General features: G+C 58.1%; 14 protein-coding genes, 2 tRNA genes and 1 other RNA gene. 14 read left to right on the forward strand and 3 right to left on the reverse strand.

What is annotated here, in order from left to right:
- Positions 1-272 precede the first annotated feature (272 nt).
- From HUV26_RS07005 to HUV26_RS07045, 9 genes are all read left to right on the forward strand, one after another.
- Positions 273-1,877 carry a carboxyvinyltransferase gene (locus HUV26_RS07005; protein WP_174409403.1) on the forward strand — a complete coding sequence of 535 codons (1,605 nt, stop codon included), beginning with the start codon at positions 273-275 and terminating at the stop codon, positions 1,875-1,877.
- Positions 1,840-2,097 (forward strand): hypothetical protein, encoded by a 258-nt coding sequence (locus HUV26_RS07010; protein WP_174409404.1) that lies wholly within the window; start codon positions 1,840-1,842, stop codon positions 2,095-2,097. The genes HUV26_RS07005 and HUV26_RS07010 overlap by 38 nt, the downstream gene beginning before the upstream one ends.
- A gap of 421 nt (positions 2,098-2,518) precedes the next feature.
- A complete protein-coding gene (locus tag HUV26_RS07015) occupies positions 2,519-4,129 on the forward strand; it encodes an outer membrane homotrimeric porin (protein WP_174409405.1) in 1,611 nt (536 codons plus the stop codon).
- Between the two features lie 346 nt (positions 4,130-4,475).
- Positions 4,476-5,795 carry a histidinol dehydrogenase gene (hisD, locus tag HUV26_RS07020; RefSeq protein ID WP_174409406.1) on the forward strand — a complete coding sequence of 440 codons (1,320 nt, stop codon included), beginning with the start codon at positions 4,476-4,478 and terminating at the stop codon, positions 5,793-5,795.
- Positions 5,796-5,799: 4 nt separating this feature from the next.
- Positions 5,800-6,696 carry a phosphoribosylaminoimidazolesuccinocarboxamide synthase gene (locus tag HUV26_RS07025; protein ID WP_174409407.1) on the forward strand — a complete coding sequence of 299 codons (897 nt, stop codon included), beginning with the start codon at positions 5,800-5,802 and terminating at the stop codon, positions 6,694-6,696.
- A 98-nt stretch (positions 6,697-6,794) separates the two neighbouring features.
- Positions 6,795-7,565, forward strand: a complete 771-nt coding sequence (locus HUV26_RS07030; protein WP_174409408.1) for an enoyl-ACP reductase FabI — start codon at positions 6,795-6,797, stop codon at positions 7,563-7,565.
- A gap of 356 nt (positions 7,566-7,921) precedes the next feature.
- Positions 7,922-8,014, forward strand: a tRNA-Ser gene (locus HUV26_RS07035).
- A 21-nt stretch (positions 8,015-8,035) separates the two neighbouring features.
- Positions 8,036-8,131, forward strand: an RNA gene (ffs, locus tag HUV26_RS07040) — signal recognition particle sRNA small type.
- A 268-nt stretch (positions 8,132-8,399) separates the two neighbouring features.
- Positions 8,400-8,492: transfer RNA gene (locus HUV26_RS07045), tRNA-Ser, on the forward strand.
- Positions 8,493-8,566: 74 nt separating this feature from the next.
- On the opposite strand, the gene HUV26_RS07050 is transcribed toward HUV26_RS07045, so the two are convergent.
- The 3 genes from HUV26_RS07050 to HUV26_RS07060 form a co-directional block, all read right to left on the reverse strand.
- Complete coding sequence (locus HUV26_RS07050; protein WP_174409409.1) at positions 8,567-9,328, reverse strand: hypothetical protein; 762 nt, start codon at positions 9,326-9,328, stop codon at positions 8,567-8,569.
- Between the two features lie 74 nt (positions 9,329-9,402).
- Positions 9,403-9,738, reverse strand: a complete 336-nt coding sequence (locus tag HUV26_RS07055) for a PilZ domain-containing protein (RefSeq protein WP_174409410.1) — start codon at positions 9,736-9,738, stop codon at positions 9,403-9,405.
- A 57-nt stretch (positions 9,739-9,795) separates the two neighbouring features.
- Entirely contained in the window at positions 9,796-10,503 is a 708-nt protein-coding gene (locus HUV26_RS07060; RefSeq protein WP_174409411.1) for a tetratricopeptide repeat protein, read from the reverse strand.
- Positions 10,504-10,752: 249 nt separating this feature from the next.
- Here HUV26_RS07060 and HUV26_RS07065 point away from each other — a divergent pair, with 249 nt between their 5' ends.
- The 5 genes from HUV26_RS07065 to HUV26_RS07085 all read left to right on the forward strand — a co-directional run bounded on the left by HUV26_RS07065 (position 10,753) and on the right by HUV26_RS07085 (position 18,602).
- Positions 10,753-12,168: a sensor histidine kinase gene (locus HUV26_RS07065; protein ID WP_174409412.1), complete on the forward strand. Its 1,416-nt coding sequence runs from the start codon at positions 10,753-10,755 to the stop codon at positions 12,166-12,168.
- 311 nt (positions 12,169-12,479) lie between these two features.
- The gene (locus HUV26_RS07070) at positions 12,480-13,211 is read left to right on the forward strand and encodes an amino acid ABC transporter ATP-binding protein (protein ID WP_174409413.1); all 732 of its coding nucleotides are present in this window, start codon (positions 12,480-12,482) and stop codon (positions 13,209-13,211) included.
- 100 nt (positions 13,212-13,311) lie between these two features.
- Positions 13,312-14,136 carry a transporter substrate-binding domain-containing protein gene (locus tag HUV26_RS07075; protein ID WP_174409414.1) on the forward strand — a complete coding sequence of 275 codons (825 nt, stop codon included), beginning with the start codon at positions 13,312-13,314 and terminating at the stop codon, positions 14,134-14,136.
- A 268-nt stretch (positions 14,137-14,404) separates the two neighbouring features.
- Complete coding sequence (locus tag HUV26_RS07080) at positions 14,405-16,195, forward strand: amino acid ABC transporter permease (protein ID WP_174409415.1); 1,791 nt, start codon at positions 14,405-14,407, stop codon at positions 16,193-16,195.
- Between the two features lie 370 nt (positions 16,196-16,565).
- The gene (locus HUV26_RS07085) at positions 16,566-18,602 is read left to right on the forward strand and encodes a methyl-accepting chemotaxis protein (protein ID WP_174409416.1); all 2,037 of its coding nucleotides are present in this window, start codon (positions 16,566-16,568) and stop codon (positions 18,600-18,602) included.
- Positions 18,603-18,708 lie beyond the last annotated feature (106 nt).

An 18,708-nucleotide genomic window follows, 5' to 3' on the forward strand; every position in this document is an offset into this window, starting at 1 on the left:
GTAACCAGAACACCTTTCAGGCGCCTGCCACCGTGCCCGCCCACGCAAGCACTTCCCCGAAAAACCTCGCCGCCCGGCCATTGTGATTTTTGTCACATACCCTATCCCTTGCCACTCCTGCGCCGCGGACAGATATCATATATACTTGCACGCCCCCTGTTACACGGTCATGCTCGCACCATGGCAACCCCGTGGCACCGATTATTCTTCTTGCGGGTCAAACGGTTTCACGCTACGGGAACGCCACACAAACCAATGCAAGGCACCACGTGATGATAAAAAAGAATATTACGCTCGTCGAAGAGATCAGCGAACTCGATGTGGAACTGATGAAGCTTCTGGCCCGTCGTTCCAAGCTCCTGCAAAAGACCCGCCGCCCCAAAAAGGAAGGCTCCGGCACCTCCGGCATCGCCAGCGAAAAGCAGCTGCGCCTGCTTTGGGAAGCCAATGCCACCAAGTTCAGCAAGGACCCGCGCCTTGCCCGCCAGCTTTTCACCCTGATTCAGGATATAGATTTCACCACCAAGGCCGCGTCGGATGAGCAGACGGAATTCGTTCTCTCCCCAAACCGCAAACCCGTACAGGTAGACCTGCCCGGACCGGCATCGTTGCGCGCGTCCCGGCTCTGGATGACCCTTGCCGCCTCCTCCGGCACCTCCTGCAGGCTGCGCAGCGTCCCTACCGCCGACCCGGTCCATGAACTGGTTAAGGCACTCAATCAGGCGGGTGCTTCCCTGCATCGGCAGGATGACGACATAGTTTCGCGCGATGCCAGCGTTCTGGAATTCGCGGACAAAGTTATTTTTGCCGGGGACGATGCTCTCAACTTCTACCTGCTTGCCCTCATGGCTGCGGGCCGCCACGGCACCCTTAAATTTACGGGCGGCTCCGTCCTCAAGGATGCAGACCTCACGGCCTTCCGCCATTTCCTGCCGCAGATAGGAGCACGCATGGCCCACGTGGTGCCCCGCTCCAACGGGCTGCCCGTCCGGCTGGAATGCTCCGGCGTTATCCCTGATGCCATCGCCCTTCCGGCCGACCTTCCGGCAGAGGCTGTGTGTGCCTGCCTCGTGGCTGCCACAACGTGGGACCTGCGGGTCACCCTGAACCTGATCAACAATCCCCACGGCGAATCCTGCCTGCTCGAAGTGCGCAAAATGCTCGAACAGTGCGGCATACAGGCAGAAGGTACCGCCAGTGCCTTCACCATTTATCCCGGCCCCGCCGCCCTGCCCGCAGAACCCGGCCTCACACTGGACCCGAGCATCAGCGTCAACCTGCTTGCCCTGCCGGTGTTCGCTGCCGGAACGGTACGCCTGAGCGGTGTCTGGCCTTCCGGCACCGCAGAAGGTGACGACGCCCTCAACCTGCTCCGCTCCGCAGGCCTGCGCGTCGAGGTAACCGCCACTTCGGTCACTTCTTCGCACACCCCCGAAGTGGCACGTGCCATCGGGCTTGAAACAGGCAGCCTGCCTGCCCGCTATCTGCCGCTGTCCATAGCCATGGCCTGCGCGCGGGCAAAGGCCACCGGCACCCCCGTGCCCCTTCCCCCGCTCCCGGCAGACATGGATACCGTACTGGTGGACGGTTTCGTGGCACAGGCGAACATGCTGCTGGACGAGGGCAAGGTGTTTCCCTCAGCCGATGTTCCAGCTGCCGCAGTCTGGTCCAGTCCCGATGCCTTCTGGACTATGGCTGTTGCCATGCTGGCCTTTCTGCGCCGTTCCATCAAGCTTTCCAACCCCGGCAGTGTAACAGACCTGATGCCGTCCTTCTGGACGCTCTACAATGGTCTGCCGACTCCCGACATGTCCCGCAAACCACGGCAGGAGATCACAGATGAGCAGCCCAAACGCCGCAGAATTATTGCCGGATAACATTCCCGCGCTGCAGGAGTTTATCACCTCCTTCGACCGGCAGTTGCAGGAGCTTGATGCCGAACTGAAGCGCCTATTCGCTATGGAAGACCCGGCAAAAGGCATTTTCTTCTCACAGGAGATCCACCTGAACCGGCAGCAGAAGAACCAACTGCAGGTCCACAGGCAGTTTGCGCAAGTGCGCTTAAACCGCCTGCGGCTGGAAGCCTCTCCGTTCTAACCCGCCATGCACCACGTAAAAAAGCCTTCGGCTCCCTGCCGAAGGCTTTTCACGTTGCGCCCGCCACGCGCATCTCTGCGCGCATTATTTCAGCCAGAGCACAAAAATATACCACCTGAAGCCCTTCCTTTTCAGCACCGCTTTTCTCCGCGTGTCATTTTTGTGACATTTTGACATATCCAGCGAAGCGAGTGCTCACAAGGAGATGTTTCTCAACCTTATGTCATGAAACAACAGTCTGAAATAAAACAGTAAAATTGACTTTTACGACGAAATTGTCGCCATAAAAGGATGCGTAAAAAAAATTTGACTCCCCCCCCTTGCGACACATTGCCTTTGGCAGTATAGCTCGTCTTCAGGAAGGTTAACGGTCACCCGCGTCAGGACCGCACACACAGTAAAAGAAGGAAGGATTACAATTATGAATCGCATCATTACTCTGATGCTCGCCCTCTGTCTGGTTTTCGGTGCTGTCGCCAACAGCTCCGCTGCCGACATCAAGGCCAAGGGCTCGTTCGCCATGGAATATGGCTGGATGGACAACACCAACTTCGAGAAGGGCTCCTCCACCGGTGGTGACGGCACTTCCGAAGACGACTTTGTCGCCCAGCAGCGTTTCCGCACCCAGATCGACATCGTTGCCAGCGAAAACCTGTCCGGTGTCGTGTTCTTTGAAATCGACAACGTATGGGGCCGCAACGACGCTGGCGATACCAAGGTCAAGGGCGGCGCCCTCGGTGCCGACGGTATCAACATCGAAACCAAGCGCGCCTTCATCGACTGGACCGTGCCGAACACCGACCTGGCGTTCCGCATGGGTATCCAGGGCGTAGCCCTGCCCGGCGCAGTTGCCGGTTCCCCCATCCTGAACGACGACGTGGCTGCCATCCTCGCCACCTACAAGTTCAACGACATGTTCACCCTGAACGCCTTCTGGGCACGTCCCTATGATGCCCGTCAGAGTGACACTCTGTCCGGCGTTGGCCGTAACCACAACGACGAAATCGACCTGTTCGGTCTCATCGCTGGCGTCAAGCTGGACGGTATGAAGATCAACCCCTGGGCCATGTACGGCGCAGTGGGCGGCGGTGCTCAGGCCGTTGGTGGCTTGCAGTCCCTGTTCGCAGCCAACGTGCCCAGCGGGGTCATCTCTGGCAACGCTACCAACAACTGGGGTCCGGCTACCCACACTGCCCTCCCCGCCTTCATTTACAATTCCTACAACGGCACTGAGAACATCGACAACCATCGCGCATGGTGGCTCGGCCTCGGCTATGAACTGAACATGTTTGATCCCATCGTGTTCAAGTTCGACGCCGTATACGGCAAGGTTGACGGCGGCGATCTGAACTACCGCCTGACCGGTGTCAACGGCACTGATCCCGCGAACGCTTTCGCGAACGGTACCGTCTTCCACACCGACAGCGACATCCTTGACCGCGAAGGCTGGGCCCTTGCTGCCAAGCTGAGCTACAAGATGGACATGCTCACCCCCGGCGTGATCGGCTGGTACGGTTCCGGTGAAGACGACGACATCACCAACGGTTCCGAGCGCCTGCCCTTCATCAAGGGTGCCTTTGCTCCCACCTCCTTCGGCTACTACGGCTACAGCGGCGGCTTCACCGTGGGTACCGGCGAAATGATGGGCGCAACCATGGACGGCAAGTGGGGCGCAGGCCTCCTGCTGGAAGACATCAAGGTCATCGAAGACCTGACCTCCCAGGTCCGCGTCGTGTACATGGAAGGTACCAACGATCACGACGTGCTGGACAGCCTGGTCAAGTACACCTCTACCTCCAAGGCCACCTTCCTGCGCAACAACGTTGGCAAGTTCATGACAGACAAGGACCATGCTTGGGAAGTGAACTTCGACCACAAGTACATGATCTATGAAAACCTGGCCATGATCGTCGAACTGGGCTACATCAACCTGGACCTCGACGACTCCACCTGGGGCCTGAACGGCGCCAATGCCGTCAAGTACGACGAAGATGCTTGGAAGGCCAACGTGATCTTCCAGTACACCTTCTAAGGCGTACTGCGCATAAGCACACTGCGGCAAACCTGACGCTTTGACAGCCGGGGGCTCAGGCCCCCGGCTTTATATTTTCCCAAGGATTTTCCGGGCACCAACTCACCCCTGACGACCCACCCCCTGACTCAAAACCTGACTCTGGCCTTGGCTCTGCAGAGCGCGCTTAAGCATGCCGGAAACAAGGGCATCCGTTCAGGCTAGCCCCGGCCATTCTCCTCACATCATCCATCCGCCCAGTTCCTGCAGACGGCTTACAAGCACTCCCGTCTGGCGGCTCGCACTCGACTTTTCCGCCGCGCTCCTATAAGGATACGCCCATACCGAAACACCACAAGGAGCCGCCATGCCCTGTCGCCTTCTACACTACCGGTCCGCGCAGGACGGCATTCCCCTGCGCGGCATGCTCGCCGGGCGGGACGATCCCGGCAATTCCGTGGAACCGGTCGTGCGGGACATCCTCGCCGCCGTGGCCTCGGACGGAGACGCGGCTCTTATCGAGTACACCCGCCGCTTCGACTGCCCCGATTTTTCAGCGGATATGCTCCGGGTAGCCCCGGAGTCTCTGGCCCAAGCCGCGAAAGAGGTGCCTGCCGACGACCTCGCCATCATTCTGGAAGCCGCGCAGAACATCCGCGAATTCCATGAACGCCAGAAACAGAACTCGTGGTTCACCACCCGGCCGGACGGCACGGTGCTGGGCCAGATGGTCCGCCCGGTAGACCGCGTGGGCCTCTACGTGCCCGGCGGGCAGGGCGGCAACACCCCCCTCATTTCCAGCATGCTCATGAACGCCATCCCCGCACAGGTGGCCGGGGTTCCCGCCATCGCCGTGGTCTCTCCGCCCAGCGGGGACGGCTCACCCAATCCATATATTCTCGCCGCGGCACACGCACTGGGCCTTAACGAGGTATACGCCTGTGGCAGCGCATGGGCTGTGGCCGCCCTTGCCTACGGCACCGGCACCATCGCGCCGGTAGATGTCATCGCCGGTCCCGGCAACATCTTTGTCGCCACGGCAAAACGCATGCTCATCGGCAAGGTCGGCATAGACATGATCGCAGGCCCCAGCGAAATCCTCATCCTTGCCGACAAAACAGCCCGTGCCGAGCACATCGCGGCAGACATGCTCTCGCAGGCAGAGCACGATGCTCTGGCCTCCGCCATTCTCGTTACGGACCACCCCCCCCTTGCGGATGCCGTCCTTGCCGCGCTGGAGGCGCAACTGGCAACCCTGCCCCGTGCGGACATCGCCCGCAAGGCTCTCTCCGACTGGGGTGCCGTGGTCGTGGCAAACTCCATGGAACTGGCGCTGGAACTCTCCAACGCCATCGCCCCGGAGCATCTGGAGATCATAACGGCAGACCCGTGGTCCATGCTCCCGGCCATCCGCAACGCGGGGGCCATTTTCCTCGGCACGCACTCACCGGAACCTGTGGGCGACTATTTCGCCGGTCCCAACCATGTGCTGCCCACCAACGGCACGGCGCGGTTCTCCTCCGCCCTGTCCGTGGACACCTTTACCAAAAAGTCCAGCATCATAGCGGCATCTGCGGCGTTCACGCAGCACAGCGCCGCAAAAATAGCCCGCCTTGCCCGCCTTGAAGGGCTGGAAGCCCACGCCCGTTCGGCAGAATCGCGCTCCAACACGCAACATCAGGAGTAATCCCATGCAGGTTGTCACCAAAACAGAGATTACCGAGTATCCCCTCCTCTCCAGAGGCAAGGTTCGCGACATTTACGCCATTGACGACCAGACCCTGCTGCTCGTCACCACAGACCGCATGTCCGCCTTTGATGTCATCATGAACGAGCCTATCCCCTACAAGGGCGTGGTGCTCAATCAGATAACCCTGTTCTGGATGGAAAAATTCAAGGATATCCTGCCCAACCACCTCATCGCCTCGGAAGTGAAGGATTTCCCCACCCCGCTGCACAAATACGCCCCGCAGCTTGAAGGCCGCTCCGTGCTGGTGCACAGAGCCAAGCCCCTGCCCGTGGAGTGCATTGTCCGCGGCCACATTACCGGCTCCGGCTGGAAGGACTACAAGACAACCGGAACCGTGTGCGGCCACGCCCTGCCCACAGGGCTTGTGGAGTCGCAGAAACTGGAAAACCCGCTGTTCACCCCGTCCACCAAGGCGGAACTGGGCGAGCATGACGAAAACATCACGGTGGAACAGGCGGCAGCCCTGCTTGGTCAGGAACTCGCCCGCAAGGTGGAGGCCGTTTCCATAGAAATCTTCAGCAGGGGCCGGGAATATGCGGAAGGCTGCGGCATCATCATTGCCGACACCAAATTCGAATTCGGCCTGCTGAACGGCAACCTCATCCTTATTGACGAGGTGCTCACCCCGGATTCCTCCCGCTTCTGGCCCATGCAGGGCTACACCCCCGGCAAGGGGCAGCCCAGCTTTGACAAGCAGTATCTGCGCGACTGGCTCTCGGCCCAGCCGTGGGACAAAACCCCGCCTCCGCCCACTCTTCCGGAGGATGTGATCGCGCAGACCCGTAAAAAATACGAAGAAGCATATTCCATTTTGACGGGCAGGGCACTTCCCTGCTAGTGTAAGCATTGCTCTCACATCACCCTAAACCGCAGAACAGCCCGCACAACACGCCAAAAGGCGTTTTCCGGGCCTGAACCAACAATTCGGAGAACTACATGCTGCTTGAAGGCAAAAGAGCCCTCATCTTCGGTGTGGCGAACAACAAAAGCATCGCGTACGGCATTGCCAAGGAATTTAAGGCACAGGGCGCACGTCTTGCTTTCAACTTTCTCGGCGATGCGCTGAAAAAGCGGGTGGAACCCATTGCCGAAGAACTCGGCGGCGACTTCATCTTCCAGTGTGACGTGACGAGCGACGAAGAAATCGCCGCCGCCGTGGAGCGCGTGAAGCAGGAATGGGGCGGCGTGGATATCCTCATCCACTCCGTGGGATTCGCCAACCGCGACGACCTGCAGGGCCGCTACATAGACACCTCCCGCGACGGCTACAAGCTGGCGCTGGACATATCCGCCTATTCGCTCACCGCACTGTGCAAGGCGTATGAAGAACTGCTCACAGATAACGCCTCCGTCATCACCCTTACCTACTACGGTGCGGAAAAGGTTATCACCAATTACAACGTCATGGGCGTTGCCAAGGCAGCGCTGGAGGCAAGCGTCCGATACCTTGCGGTGGACCTCGGCACCCGCAACGTACGCATAAACGGCATCAGCGCCGGCCCCATCAAGACGCTGGCGGCTTCCGGCATATCCGGTTTCCGCAGCATCCTCACTTACATTGAAGAGCAGGCCCCCCTGCGTCGCAACGTCACCATAGAAGATGTGGGCCGCAGCGCCGTCTATCTTGCCAGCGACCTGTCCAGCGGCGTCACGGGAGAAATTCTCCATGTAGACAGCGGCTACAACGTCATGGGTATAGGCCTGTAAAGACTCCCGGAGGGTGCTACCATGCTCGGCGTCATCATTTCCGTAGTGGGCTTCATCGTCCTTGCGCTCATCTGCATCAAGGTGGTGCCCAAGGACTACGTGCCCAAGGGCGGCTGAATCCCCACATTCGACGGACGGGGAGGTTCCTCGTCGGGCGGCTGTGCGTGCGGTGCCGGGCTGCGTAAGCAAAAAGGCTGCAACAAATGAAACAACGGGGCGGTGCCGAAAGGCCCGCCCCGTATCCTTTCAGACTCCCCGCGTATCAGAACGTTCCGGCTCGCACGCAAAAGCTGTGCGGCACTGCATTTCTCCTTGCCAAGCATTCCCCCTTCTGCTAGGTACTCCCTTCCTGAAGTGGTGAGGTGTCCGAGTCCGGCCGAAGGAGCACGATTGGAAATCGTGTGTACCTTAACAGGGTACCGAGAGTTCGAATCTCTCCCTCACCGCCATTTTCCCCTCTTGGGGCAGGAAACCGGGAGTCGGGCGGCGGACACGCTGCCAACCCGGTCAGGTCTGAAAAGAAGCAGCCGTAACAGTTGTTTCCGGGTGCCCGACTCCCAGAAGGCGCAAATTCCACGAATTTGCGCCTTCATCATTTCGGGCTTGCGCAAATCAAACCACCTGCACCTTCATCCCCATCTGTGGTAATGTATGGCAACGTGTGGCCATATGTGGCCATGCATCACAGGCTTAGGCTCGCACCTTACGCAATACCATTTCTCCCGCAGCCCCTGCCATCCCCCGCATTCCGCCCTCCATACACCTCATATCCACGCTTTTGCGTATTTTTCTCTTGCAAAGCCTACGCCCCTTTGCTAGCTATCACTCCGCGTTGGTGAGGTGTCCGAGTCCGGCCGAAGGAGCACGATTGGAAATCGTGTGTACCTTAACAGGGTACCGAGAGTTCGAATCTCTCCCTCACCGCCACACAAAAGCAGAAGCGGCGCAATCGTCAGATTGCGCCGCTTTTTCCTTAGTATTTCAGCTTACTATTGAAAAAACTACCACTCAGGCTCTTTTTCCTCATCCAGCTTGCAGGCAATCCAGCAGGTCAGGCGTTTCAGCGGGGCAAACAGCAGACACGCCGCCACTCCCACCACAAACCCCTGAAAAGCCAATCCCGGCAGGGGCACAACTCCCAGCTTGTGGAAAGCAGCGCCGGAGAAAATGGCAATGCCCACGCCCAGCGCAAGCAGCCACGCCGCGCGCAGCCCCACCTCAGCACCCTGCCGCAACGTTGCCAGCATCCATCCATACAGCCCCGCAGCCGCAACAAAGGCGACTGCGGCAATGGCACCGGCATACGGCCCGGTGTACAGAAACATCAGCAGCAATACGGCGGCAACACCGCACAGCCACAGGCCGGTCTGAATGTTCATGCCTGTTTCGCGGTCAAGACGGCGCAAAAGCAGCGCCAGCAGCAACCCTGCGCTCACAAGGCATCCCAGCACCACAGACCATTTCCCCGGCAGCACAAAGGCCGCACCGGCCAGCCCGAAGGAAAGGATGGCCATCCCCGCACTGCCGGGAACAAACCGTCCGTCACCTGTGCGGAACTCCGAAACAGCGCCCAGCATAAGCGCAAAAATACATCCCAGCACACCGCCCAGCCCTATGACCACAAAGGAAGCCCCGCCCGTCACCAGAGCCGTGAGCAGCAGAACGCCGCATACGCCCCAGCGCAACCAAAACGCGCCGTCCCTGCTCTCCAAAACCTGCCGCACCGCATCTCTGCGTCCGGCCAGCCTGCTACGAATCGTCATGTCATCTCCCGTCAGTAAGCCGTACAGCCCATGACTGTCCGGCCTGTTTCCAGCGCCGCAGCGCTCCGCCCCCGCTAAATGCAGGAGTCCGCAAGCAGCTTTTCCAGCAATCGCTGGTCTATGTCCATGCCGTTGCGGAAACACACCCCGAAGGATTCTTCCCCCACCCACGCCACCACGGCATGGGCATTGGTTATCACTCCGTCCAGTTGCACCGGCGGGTCCACAATGGTCAGCACATCCCCTTCGCGCACGCGCACGTTGCGTTCGCCGGGCGGCAGCGCCACCTGCGCCCCTTTAAGGCTCACATCGCGCAGCAGGCAGTATACCTCCGCACCATCCACCATGCGGATGGTGGCAAAAACGGGGCAATCCAGCGGCACACGCGGGTCCTTTCGTCTTTCAACCATTTCCGTCTCCTTGCAGGCTCCGACACTCAATGGAAATCAACCCCACTTTCCGCCCCGTCATCCCGCGCTGGAGGCGTCCAGATACCTCAAAAACCGGCGCGCCACCTCAAGCTCCGGGTTCACCTCCAGAGCCTGATACAGCATCCCGCGCGCCTCGTTGAACTTTCCCATTTCAAAATACGCCCGCGCCAGATTGAACATGATGTGATCGTTCCCGCTGTCCAGCACAAGCGCCTTCTGGTAGTAGGTCACGGCGGCTTCAAAGTTGCGCTTCTTGCGCAGTTCAATGGCGGCGTCCGTGATAACCCGCTGATACTCAAACACCAGATTCTTCGTCTGCCGCATGGCATCCAGCATGGTGCGCACAGACAGCATGTCGGCATCGGAAGGAGGAATATCGGGCTTGGCATGCAAAAAAGCCATAAGCCCCCTGAAAAGCATGGCCTCCTCGCGCGGCAACGTCTTCACTGCAAGCACAGAGTCCATGCCGTTCATCCTGTCCCGCAACGCATTCACCACGCCGCGCAGCGACTCGTCATACACCTGCGGCACCGGGTGGTAGCCGGAAAGGAACACGTCCCTCTCCACCGGCTGCACAAACCCCGAGGGCAGATGCTGGTCCGTAAGCGGCTGACACGCGATATCCCCCCCGGGCATCTGCGCGGCAAACCAGAGAATCCGCAGGTCCGTGGTCTGGCGCGTTGTTCCCGTGCCCACCGTATCGGTCTTCTGCGATTCGTACACTCCAAGCACTATGGGAATCATTCATTTCCTCAGTCAAAAAACCACAGGTTGCATAATGAGAACCATATGGTTCCCCCCCTCTGCCATTGTCTGAATAGACCCGCAAACCCCAAGAAAGTCAAACCTGTCACCGCTCCCCGAATCAGCATGATTTCCTTGGCGAAAACCGCTTAATGCGTCATAGTGGCAACCATACTTGTTACACATCCGGCACGGCGGAGCAGGGCAACGGTTTTACGGCAGGCAGCAAACAGGGCACACGGAAGCAGCATGAGCACGCGCAGCAATCCCTTTCAAAGCAAGCAGGAACTGGAAACGGTCTTCGCTCTGGTAAACAGGCGCATCGCCGAAAAGGTCGGCGATTACAAACGGTACGACTTCAGCCAGAACCAGTCCCGGGCATTCAACGTCTTTTTCGACCTCGCTCAGGAATTCGACCTGCTGGAAGACCTGCTCACGCTGGCGGTGCTGACCCTGCGCTCCCTGTTCCACATCCACGCAGAAATTTACGTGCTCACCCGTTCCGCCAGCCTGCTGCGTTACTGCTGTTCCACCGGGGCAGACTGCACCATCCCCCCCATGGATACGGAAGGCCTGCCCCTTACCGACGGTCCGTTCATTCACGAAGGCCGCTACTGCATCCCCATCCGCGGCAAAAAGATGGATGTGGAACTGCTGCCCATAACCCCGGTGGGCGAAACGCTGGGGCTGCTTGTTCTGCACCCGCGCCTGCCGCTTTCCCCCAAGAAGCAGCTTTTTTACGAAAAATTCGCCAACCGCGTGGGCTACCAACTGCATAACAGACTTGTGGCCTGCAAGCACCGCGAGCATCTGGAATTCATCAAGAGCCTCGTGCACGATATCGGCCACAACGTCATCGTGCCCAACATGTACTTCAAGCTGCTGTTCCGGCAACTGGACGGCAAAATGAAATCCATGCGCCACGCCATAGAAGACCTGCTGGAAACCTCCGAGTGCTCAAACGCCCTCGCCCAGCTCAACTATATCCAGAACCGCATGGACGAGCAGTATCAGGAGGTCTACAAGCACTTCCAGCAGACAAGCCTTTTTCTGGAAACCCTGCTCCGGCAGAGCCATTTCGAAAAAGGACGCTACGTGCTGCACAAAACAGTGGTCCACCTGCACGACAGGATAATGGCCCCGCAACTGGAGCGGTTCAAAACCCGCTTCGACGAAAAGGACATCGCCCTCGTGCCCTTCTGCGATGCCTCCGCAGCCACGGAAAAAGACATCACCGTCACCGCAGACGTAGGCCTCATCAGTCAGGTGCTGGCCAACCTCTTCTCCAACGCCGTCAAGTATACGCGCCCCTCACCAGCCCCCGAAGACGCAAAAGGCCACGCACTTTCGGGCATGCCCGCAAAATTCCTCTGCTACGGCATATCCCGCCTGCGCGGCTACCTTGAAGGCGACCGGGATGCCGCGCGCATAGACATCATCACCTCCGGCCCCCATCTGGACAGCGACGATGCCCCCCGCATTTTCGATGCCGACTACCGCGGCAAAGACGTCGGGCAGGAATACGGCACGGGGCACGGCCTTTTCTTCGTGCAGGAAATAACCCGCCTGCACGGAGGCGATGCGGGGTACGAACAGCACCCCAAGGGCAACTGCTTCTACATCATCCTTCCCTGCGACGATTCTGAACCAAAACAGCCTTTTTGACGGGCAGACTGAAGGAACCATCACCATATTGCACATTTGTAAAAATATTCCGCAATAACCGCACAAACATTGCAAGTTTGAAGCATCCCGCCCGCCCTTTCCGGCACCTGCACCCGCATTCCCCAAAATTCCCCCTTAAATACTGGCCGGGTAGCGTCTTTCATCAGACTTTCCCCCGATATTTCAGCCAAAACGCAGCAGACAATATTGTAAACCGTCCAGTTTTTCGTTGCCCCATTGCAACCTTTTTTGGTAGCACCCTTGTGCGGGATTGAGGCATCCCGCGCCTATGCCATTACTGGGAGAATCATGTGATCCGTTTTGAACAGGTGAATAAGTGGTACGGCAGCGACCATCATGTGCTCAAGGACGTCAACCTTGAAATTGCCCAAGGCGAGGTCGTGGTCATCTGCGGCCCTTCCGGCTCCGGCAAAAGCACACTCATCCGCTGCATCAACAAGCTGGAACCGATCCAGAAGGGGCGCATCATCGTGGACGGGCTGGACCTCCACGACCCCCGGCTCAATCTTACCAGCCTGCGCGCCGAGATAGGCTTCGTTTTCCAGCAGTTCAACCTGTATCCGCACATGACGGTTCTGGAGAACATCACCCTCGCCCCCACCATGGTGCGCAATACCCCGCGCGCCGAGGCGGACAGGCTGGCCATGGAACTGCTGGAAAAGGTGAACATCCCCGACAAGGCGGGTGCCTACCCCAGCCAGCTCTCCGGCGGCCAGCAGCAGCGCGTGGCCATTGCGCGCGGCCTTGCCATGAAGCCGAAGATCATGCTCTTCGACGAACCCACCTCCGCCCTCGACCCCGAAATGATCAACGAAGTGCTCGACGTCATGAAAGCCCTTGCCCGCGAGGGCATGACCATGGCCTGCGTGACGCACGAGATGGGCTTCGCGCGTGAGGTGGCGGACCGGGTCATTTTCATGGATTTCGGCGAACTCATAGAGGAAAACACCCCCAACGAGTTCTTCAACAATCCCAAGCAGGACCGCACCAAGGATTTTCTCAGCAAGATTCTCTCGCACTAGCATGGACACCGGGCACCGGCCTGCGCCGGAGCCTTCCGTATGTTGAGGCGTGCACCGGGGCACCGGGCACAGAGGAAACTGAAAACACTGGGAGTAGAACATGCGTATCGGAAGAATTATCGCCCTCGCGCTGGCCATCACCATGGTGGCGTCGGCCGCGTTTGCAGGCCCGGTCTATGACCGCATCATGCAGGAAAAGAAAATCCGCATCGGCATCATGACCGACTCCATCCCCGGCGCCTTCTTTGACGAAAAGGGCGAATGGACCGGCTTTGACTACGACATCTCCACCGAACTTGCCAAGCGCATGGGCGTGGAACTTGAGCGCGTAAAGGTCAACAACAAGACCCGCATCGCCTTCATCCAGCAGAACCGCATAGACGTGTCCGTTGCCAACATGACCCACACCCGTGAACGCGACAAGTCCATCGACTTCTCCATCACCTACTTCTTCGACGGCCAGAAGGTGCTTGCCAAGAAGGGTGCCTTCGCCTCTCTGGAAGACATGAAGGACAAGAAGATCGCCACCATGCAGGGCACCACGTCCGAAATCAACATCAAGAACGCCCTCAAGGCCCTTGGTGTTGCCAACCCCGATGCCAACGTCATCTCCTTCCAGAAGGAATCCGAGTGCTTCCAGGCACTAGAAATGGGCCGCGTGGCCGGCTGGACCACCGACGCAACCATCCTCCTCGGCTATGCCGCCAAGAAGCCCGGCGAATTTGAACTCGTAGGCGATTTCCTCTCCGACGAACCCTACGGCATGGGCCTGCCCCAGGACGATTCCGCCCTGCGTGACGCAGTGAACTTCGCCCTGCAGGATATGTGGCTCGACGGCACCTACATGGCCATTTACAACAAGTGGTACGGTCCTGAGACCCCCTACGCCATGCCCATGACCGACCAGATCGAAATCTGGCCCTAACCGTCTGCTGAAATCCGTTTCGACAGGCCGTTCAACAATGGCAGAATGCAGGGCGCGCAAAATGTTCAGTTCCAAAGCGTATGCAGGCATACGCGAAGATAGGAACGTTTCGCTGCAACACAGCAGACCGCCTTTCCCCAACGGCCGCATACCATCTGGTTGCTATTGATAATCGCCGTGCGCCCGGCTCAGCCGGGCGCACGCTTGTCTGCACCAGATAACGGGCCATGCGCCCGTCCGCGCACCTCAACACAATGGTTTGCTGTTCATGATACGCTTCTGGCTGGAAAAGAACTGGGTCCAAAACGCCGTGCTGTTCACGCTTGCGGCACTCATGGTCTATTACTGGGGCTGGGTTTTCGACTTCGGCTACAAGTTCGAATGGTCCATGCTCTACACGGTGAACGAGACCTACCAGATCAATCTGGGCTACGAGATCCTCCGCGGCCTGTGGGTCACGGTAAAAATCACCGCCGTCAGCGCCGCCATCGGTCTTGTTCTGGGCACCGCCCTCGGCCTCTCCCGGCTTTCAGACTTCAAGCCCCTGCGCTACACCGCCACCTGCATCATAGAATTTTTCCGCAACACCCCGCTTCTGGTGGTGCTGTTCTTCTTCTATTTCGCCCTGCCCCGTGCCCTGCCGGACACCCTGCGCGAATGGGTGTTCAGCATGCAGTTCGAATTCTGGACAGCCGCCGTGGCCGTGGGCATGTACACCAGCGCCTTCATGGCAGAAGTCATCCGGGCGGGCCTGCAATCCATCCCCAAGGGCATACTGGAAGCATCCTACTCTTCGGGCCTCTCCTACGTACAGGTGCTGCGCACCATCATCCTGCCCCTGGCCTTCCGCGAAATCATCCCCCCGCTGGGCAGCGAGTTCCTCAACAACATGAAGAACACCTCGCTGGCCATGTTCGTGGGCGTGGCAGATATGACATGGCAGGCCCAGCAGGCAGAGGCACTCACCTTCAAGGGGTTCGAGGCCACAACCGCCGCATCGGTCATGTACCTCTCCTTCTCGCTGATCATTTCTTTTGTGCTGAACGGCGTAAACTCCCGCCTGCGCACCGTGGGCAACACCGGAACCTCCGTCCCGGCACTCTTCGTCAATGCGCTCTGCTGGCCTTTCGGAACAGCCAGCCGCCTGCTGCTCAACCCGGTGGGGCGTTTCCTGCGTGCCCGCAAACGCAGGCAGGCAGCAAGCACCTATCTTTCCAGCACCCGCGCCGCATGGCTGGCCACGCTGCGCCGGGGCAGGCAGGCACTCATCCTTGCTTCCAAGGCAGCCTTTCTGGCCTTTCTCGCCGCCTGCCTCTATACCGTGGTCAAGGGCGTGCTCGGCTTTGACTGGGCAGTCGTCGCCCGCGAATTTTCCAATCTCATCCTCTGGCAGTTTCCCAACGAGGTGGCAGACCCCTTCCTCGGTCTCGGCGGGTTCGCACTCTCGTTCATCATCGCCGTGGTCGCCATTGCGGCCAGCTTTGTCATCGGGCTGCTGGTGGGCCTCGGCCGTTGCTCAACCAACCGCATTTTCCGCATTCCCAGCCTGCTGTACATAGAAATCATCCGCGGCAACCCGCTCATAATCGTCATCTACTGGGTCTATTTCCTCATTCCGGTGCTGTTTAACACCTTCTTCAACACGGTCTGGTCCGCCTCCATCGCGCTCACCCTGTTCACCGCGGCCTACCTTGCGGAAATCGTGCGCAGCGGCATCCAGAACATCCCGCCCGGACAGGTGGAAGCCGCCACCGCTTCCGGCCTTTCCTACTGGCAGACCATGCGCAAGATCATCCTGCCGCAGGCCCTCAAGCAGATGATTCCGCCCATCGTGGGCCTGTTTATCGCCATTTTCAAGGATACCTCGCTGGTCTCCATCCTCGGCGTCATGGAACTCACCTCCGTAGCCAAGGCCGTGGATAACCGCCTTATGGTCAACTCCATGGAAATCTGGACCCTCGCCGCCCTGCTCTACTTTGTCCCCTGCTTCTTCATGTCCAAATACGCAGACGCGCTGGAGCGGCGGCTCAGCCCGGAAAAAGTGAACCTCAAAATGTAGGGTTTCCCCTTCCCGGCACACACGGCCCCCGGACATCTCTCCGGGGGCCTTCTTTTACGCTTGCCTCCATCTCCCGCAGCCCTTCTAAGGACATAGAAATTTATTGCGACGCAAACGCATACGAATTTTAAAATTGTAACAACGAAACATAAAATGCCCCATTTTTATCAAGTCAAAAAAAATAAAAATAGTTGCAACACAAATTCCAGGCATGATAATCACATTAGGTAATTCATAAAAAAATCTCGCGCAGTTCCTTCTCACTTATAGCGATCAACGCAGCACTACCTATAATATCACATTATCTTTAGGCGGCAATAATTCATGCACGTTACCAAACAGCGTTTGTACATTTAAAAATGGAACTACTATGAAAAACGTTTCAATAAAGACAAAACTTATAGGTGGCTTTGTAAGCCTTCTCCTTCTTGTGTGCTCCGGAGTCGGATACATAGCATATGACAGAGCATTTCAGTCGTCGCTTGAGCAGGTGCAGGAGAATATTCCAAGCATCGCGGTAGATGGCGCAAAGCTTGTACGAAGCAGATTGGACTACTACATGCTTGCCTTGGAGGGTGTCGCCAACAGGCATGTGATCCGTTCCATGGATTGGGGGCAGCAACAGCCCGCCCTCGTTGCTGAAAATTCACGGCTGGGCATGCAGCAAATGGCCTTTGTCACGCCGGATGGGCATGCAAAGCTCCATGACGGAACAGAAGCGAATGTCAGTGAACGAGAGTATTTCAAGCAGGCAATGAATGGTAAGACGACTTTTTCCGATGTCATCATTCATAAAGTCCTCAACAAGCCGATTATGGTTGTCGCGTCTCCTGTCAAAGACGAAAACGGCAAGGTTGCAGGCGTAGTCTTCGGCATTTTGGATGCTGTAATGCTCAGTGAAGTCACTGACGGAATCCGGTACGGAAGATCGGGTTACTCGTACATTATCGATGGAAAAGGCGCGCTTATCGCACACGCAAATCGACAGTTCGTGCTCGACCAACGCAACTTTATTGAAGAATCCAGAACGAACAATGACTTTAAAAGACTCGCCGTTATGCTTCAACGAATGGTGCGTGGAGAGTCCGGATTTGATGAATATAGCTTTATGGGCTCTGACCGTTTCTTCGGGTTCTCTCCTATTGAAGGAACAGCATGGTCTATAGCGGTCGGGGCGATTAAGGATGATGTCCTGGCCCAAGTGTATCAACTACGGTGGACCATTGCCTTGGCTTCAGCCGTATTTCTGGCCTTTGGCATCGGTGCGGGATATTTCATCAGTCGTGGCATCATCCGGCCCATCCAGTTGCTGATGCAGTATGCAGGTGAGATCGAAGGTGGCAATCTGCAAGCGAAGTCCGGAATCGATCAGGGCGATGAACTGGGAAGACTCAACCGAAGCATTCAGGCAATGGTAGGCAAACTGATCGAAAAAATGAATGAAGCTGATCAGAAAACTACAGAAGCTGCCGCCGAGGCCCGTCGTGCCCAACTTGCCACGGAAGAGGCAAACGAAGCCAAAAACCGTGCTGAGCGCGCCAAGGCAGAAGGCATGATGCAGGCGGCAGCCCAGCTTGAAGGCGTTGTGGAAATCATCAGTACAGCAAGCGAGGAACTTTCCGCCCAGATCGAACAGTCCAGCAGAGGCACCGAAGTGCAGTCGCAACGGCTGGGCGAAACCGCCACCGCCATGGAGCAGATGAACGCCACCGTGCTGGAGGTTGCCCGTAATGCTTCCGAAGCGTCCGAAGCCACAGGGGTTGCCCGTTCCAAGGCTGCTGAAGGGGCAACTGTTGTCTCCCAGGCCGTACAAAGCATAACCGAAGTGCAACAGGCTTCCGTCGTCATGAAAAACGATATGGGCACCCTCGGCAAACAGGCCGAGGGCATAGGCCAGATCATGAACGTCATTTCCGATATTGCAGACCAGACCAACCTGCTGGCCCTGAACGCCGCCATTGAAGCTGCCCGCGCAGGTGATGCCGGGCGCGGATTTGCCGTGGTGGCTGACGAGGTACGCAAGCTGGCGGAAAAGACCATGACCGCCACAAAGGAAGTAGGGCAGGCAGTTGGCGACATTCAGCAGGGTACACGCAAAAATCTGGATAACGTGGAAAATTCCGTCAGCGCCATCGGGCGGGCCACAGAACTTGCGGAAAAATCAGGACTGGCCCTGCAGGAAATTGTCACGCTGGTGGATCGAGCCGCTGATCAGGTACGCGGCATAGCAACCGCCAGCGAACAACAGTCCTCTGCGAGCGAACAGATTAACCGCAGCGTGGAAGAGATTGACCAGATTTCGCAGGAAACAGCCAGTGCCATGAATCAATCCGCACAGGCCATAAGCGAACTGGCGGAACAGGCTATCAGGCTCCGCAGGCTTATCGAAGACATGAAAAAAGGGTAGCCCAACGATCATACAAAGCCTCCCCCTGCGCACTCTGGCTCCGGGGGAGGCTGTTCTCTCATTTCATCTGCCAGTACCTATCTCCCTGTGATAAAGAGCTTTTTCC

The sequence above is a fragment of the Desulfovibrio psychrotolerans genome (genome assembly GCF_013340305.1).
GTDB lineage: Bacteria > Desulfobacterota > Desulfovibrionia > Desulfovibrionales > Desulfovibrionaceae > Halodesulfovibrio > Halodesulfovibrio psychrotolerans.

What these genes read in the sequence shown, in the direction of transcription:
- HUV26_RS07005 (WP_174409403.1), top strand. Translation starts at nt 273, where the DNA reads ATGATAAAAAAGAATATTACGCTCGTCGAAGAGATCAGCGAACTCGAT.
- HUV26_RS07010 (WP_174409404.1), top strand. Translation starts at nt 1,840, where the DNA reads ATGAGCAGCCCAAACGCCGCAGAATTATTGCCGGATAACATTCCCGCG.
- HUV26_RS07015 (WP_174409405.1), top strand. Translation starts at nt 2,519, where the DNA reads ATGAATCGCATCATTACTCTGATGCTCGCCCTCTGTCTGGTTTTCGGT.
- hisD (WP_174409406.1), top strand. Translation starts at nt 4,476, where the DNA reads ATGCCCTGTCGCCTTCTACACTACCGGTCCGCGCAGGACGGCATTCCC.
- HUV26_RS07025 (WP_174409407.1), top strand. Translation starts at nt 5,800, where the DNA reads ATGCAGGTTGTCACCAAAACAGAGATTACCGAGTATCCCCTCCTCTCC.
- HUV26_RS07030 (WP_174409408.1), top strand. Translation starts at nt 6,795, where the DNA reads ATGCTGCTTGAAGGCAAAAGAGCCCTCATCTTCGGTGTGGCGAACAAC.
- HUV26_RS07050 (WP_174409409.1), bottom strand. Translation starts at nt 9,328, where the DNA reads ATGACGATTCGTAGCAGGCTGGCCGGACGCAGAGATGCGGTGCGGCAG.
- HUV26_RS07055 (WP_174409410.1), bottom strand. Translation starts at nt 9,738, where the DNA reads ATGGTTGAAAGACGAAAGGACCCGCGTGTGCCGCTGGATTGCCCCGTT.
- HUV26_RS07060 (WP_174409411.1), bottom strand. Translation starts at nt 10,503, where the DNA reads ATGATTCCCATAGTGCTTGGAGTGTACGAATCGCAGAAGACCGATACG.
- HUV26_RS07065 (WP_174409412.1), top strand. Translation starts at nt 10,753, where the DNA reads ATGAGCACGCGCAGCAATCCCTTTCAAAGCAAGCAGGAACTGGAAACG.
- HUV26_RS07075 (WP_174409414.1), top strand. Translation starts at nt 13,312, where the DNA reads ATGCGTATCGGAAGAATTATCGCCCTCGCGCTGGCCATCACCATGGTG.
- HUV26_RS07080 (WP_174409415.1), top strand. Translation starts at nt 14,405, where the DNA reads ATGATACGCTTCTGGCTGGAAAAGAACTGGGTCCAAAACGCCGTGCTG.
- HUV26_RS07085 (WP_174409416.1), top strand. Translation starts at nt 16,566, where the DNA reads ATGAAAAACGTTTCAATAAAGACAAAACTTATAGGTGGCTTTGTAAGC.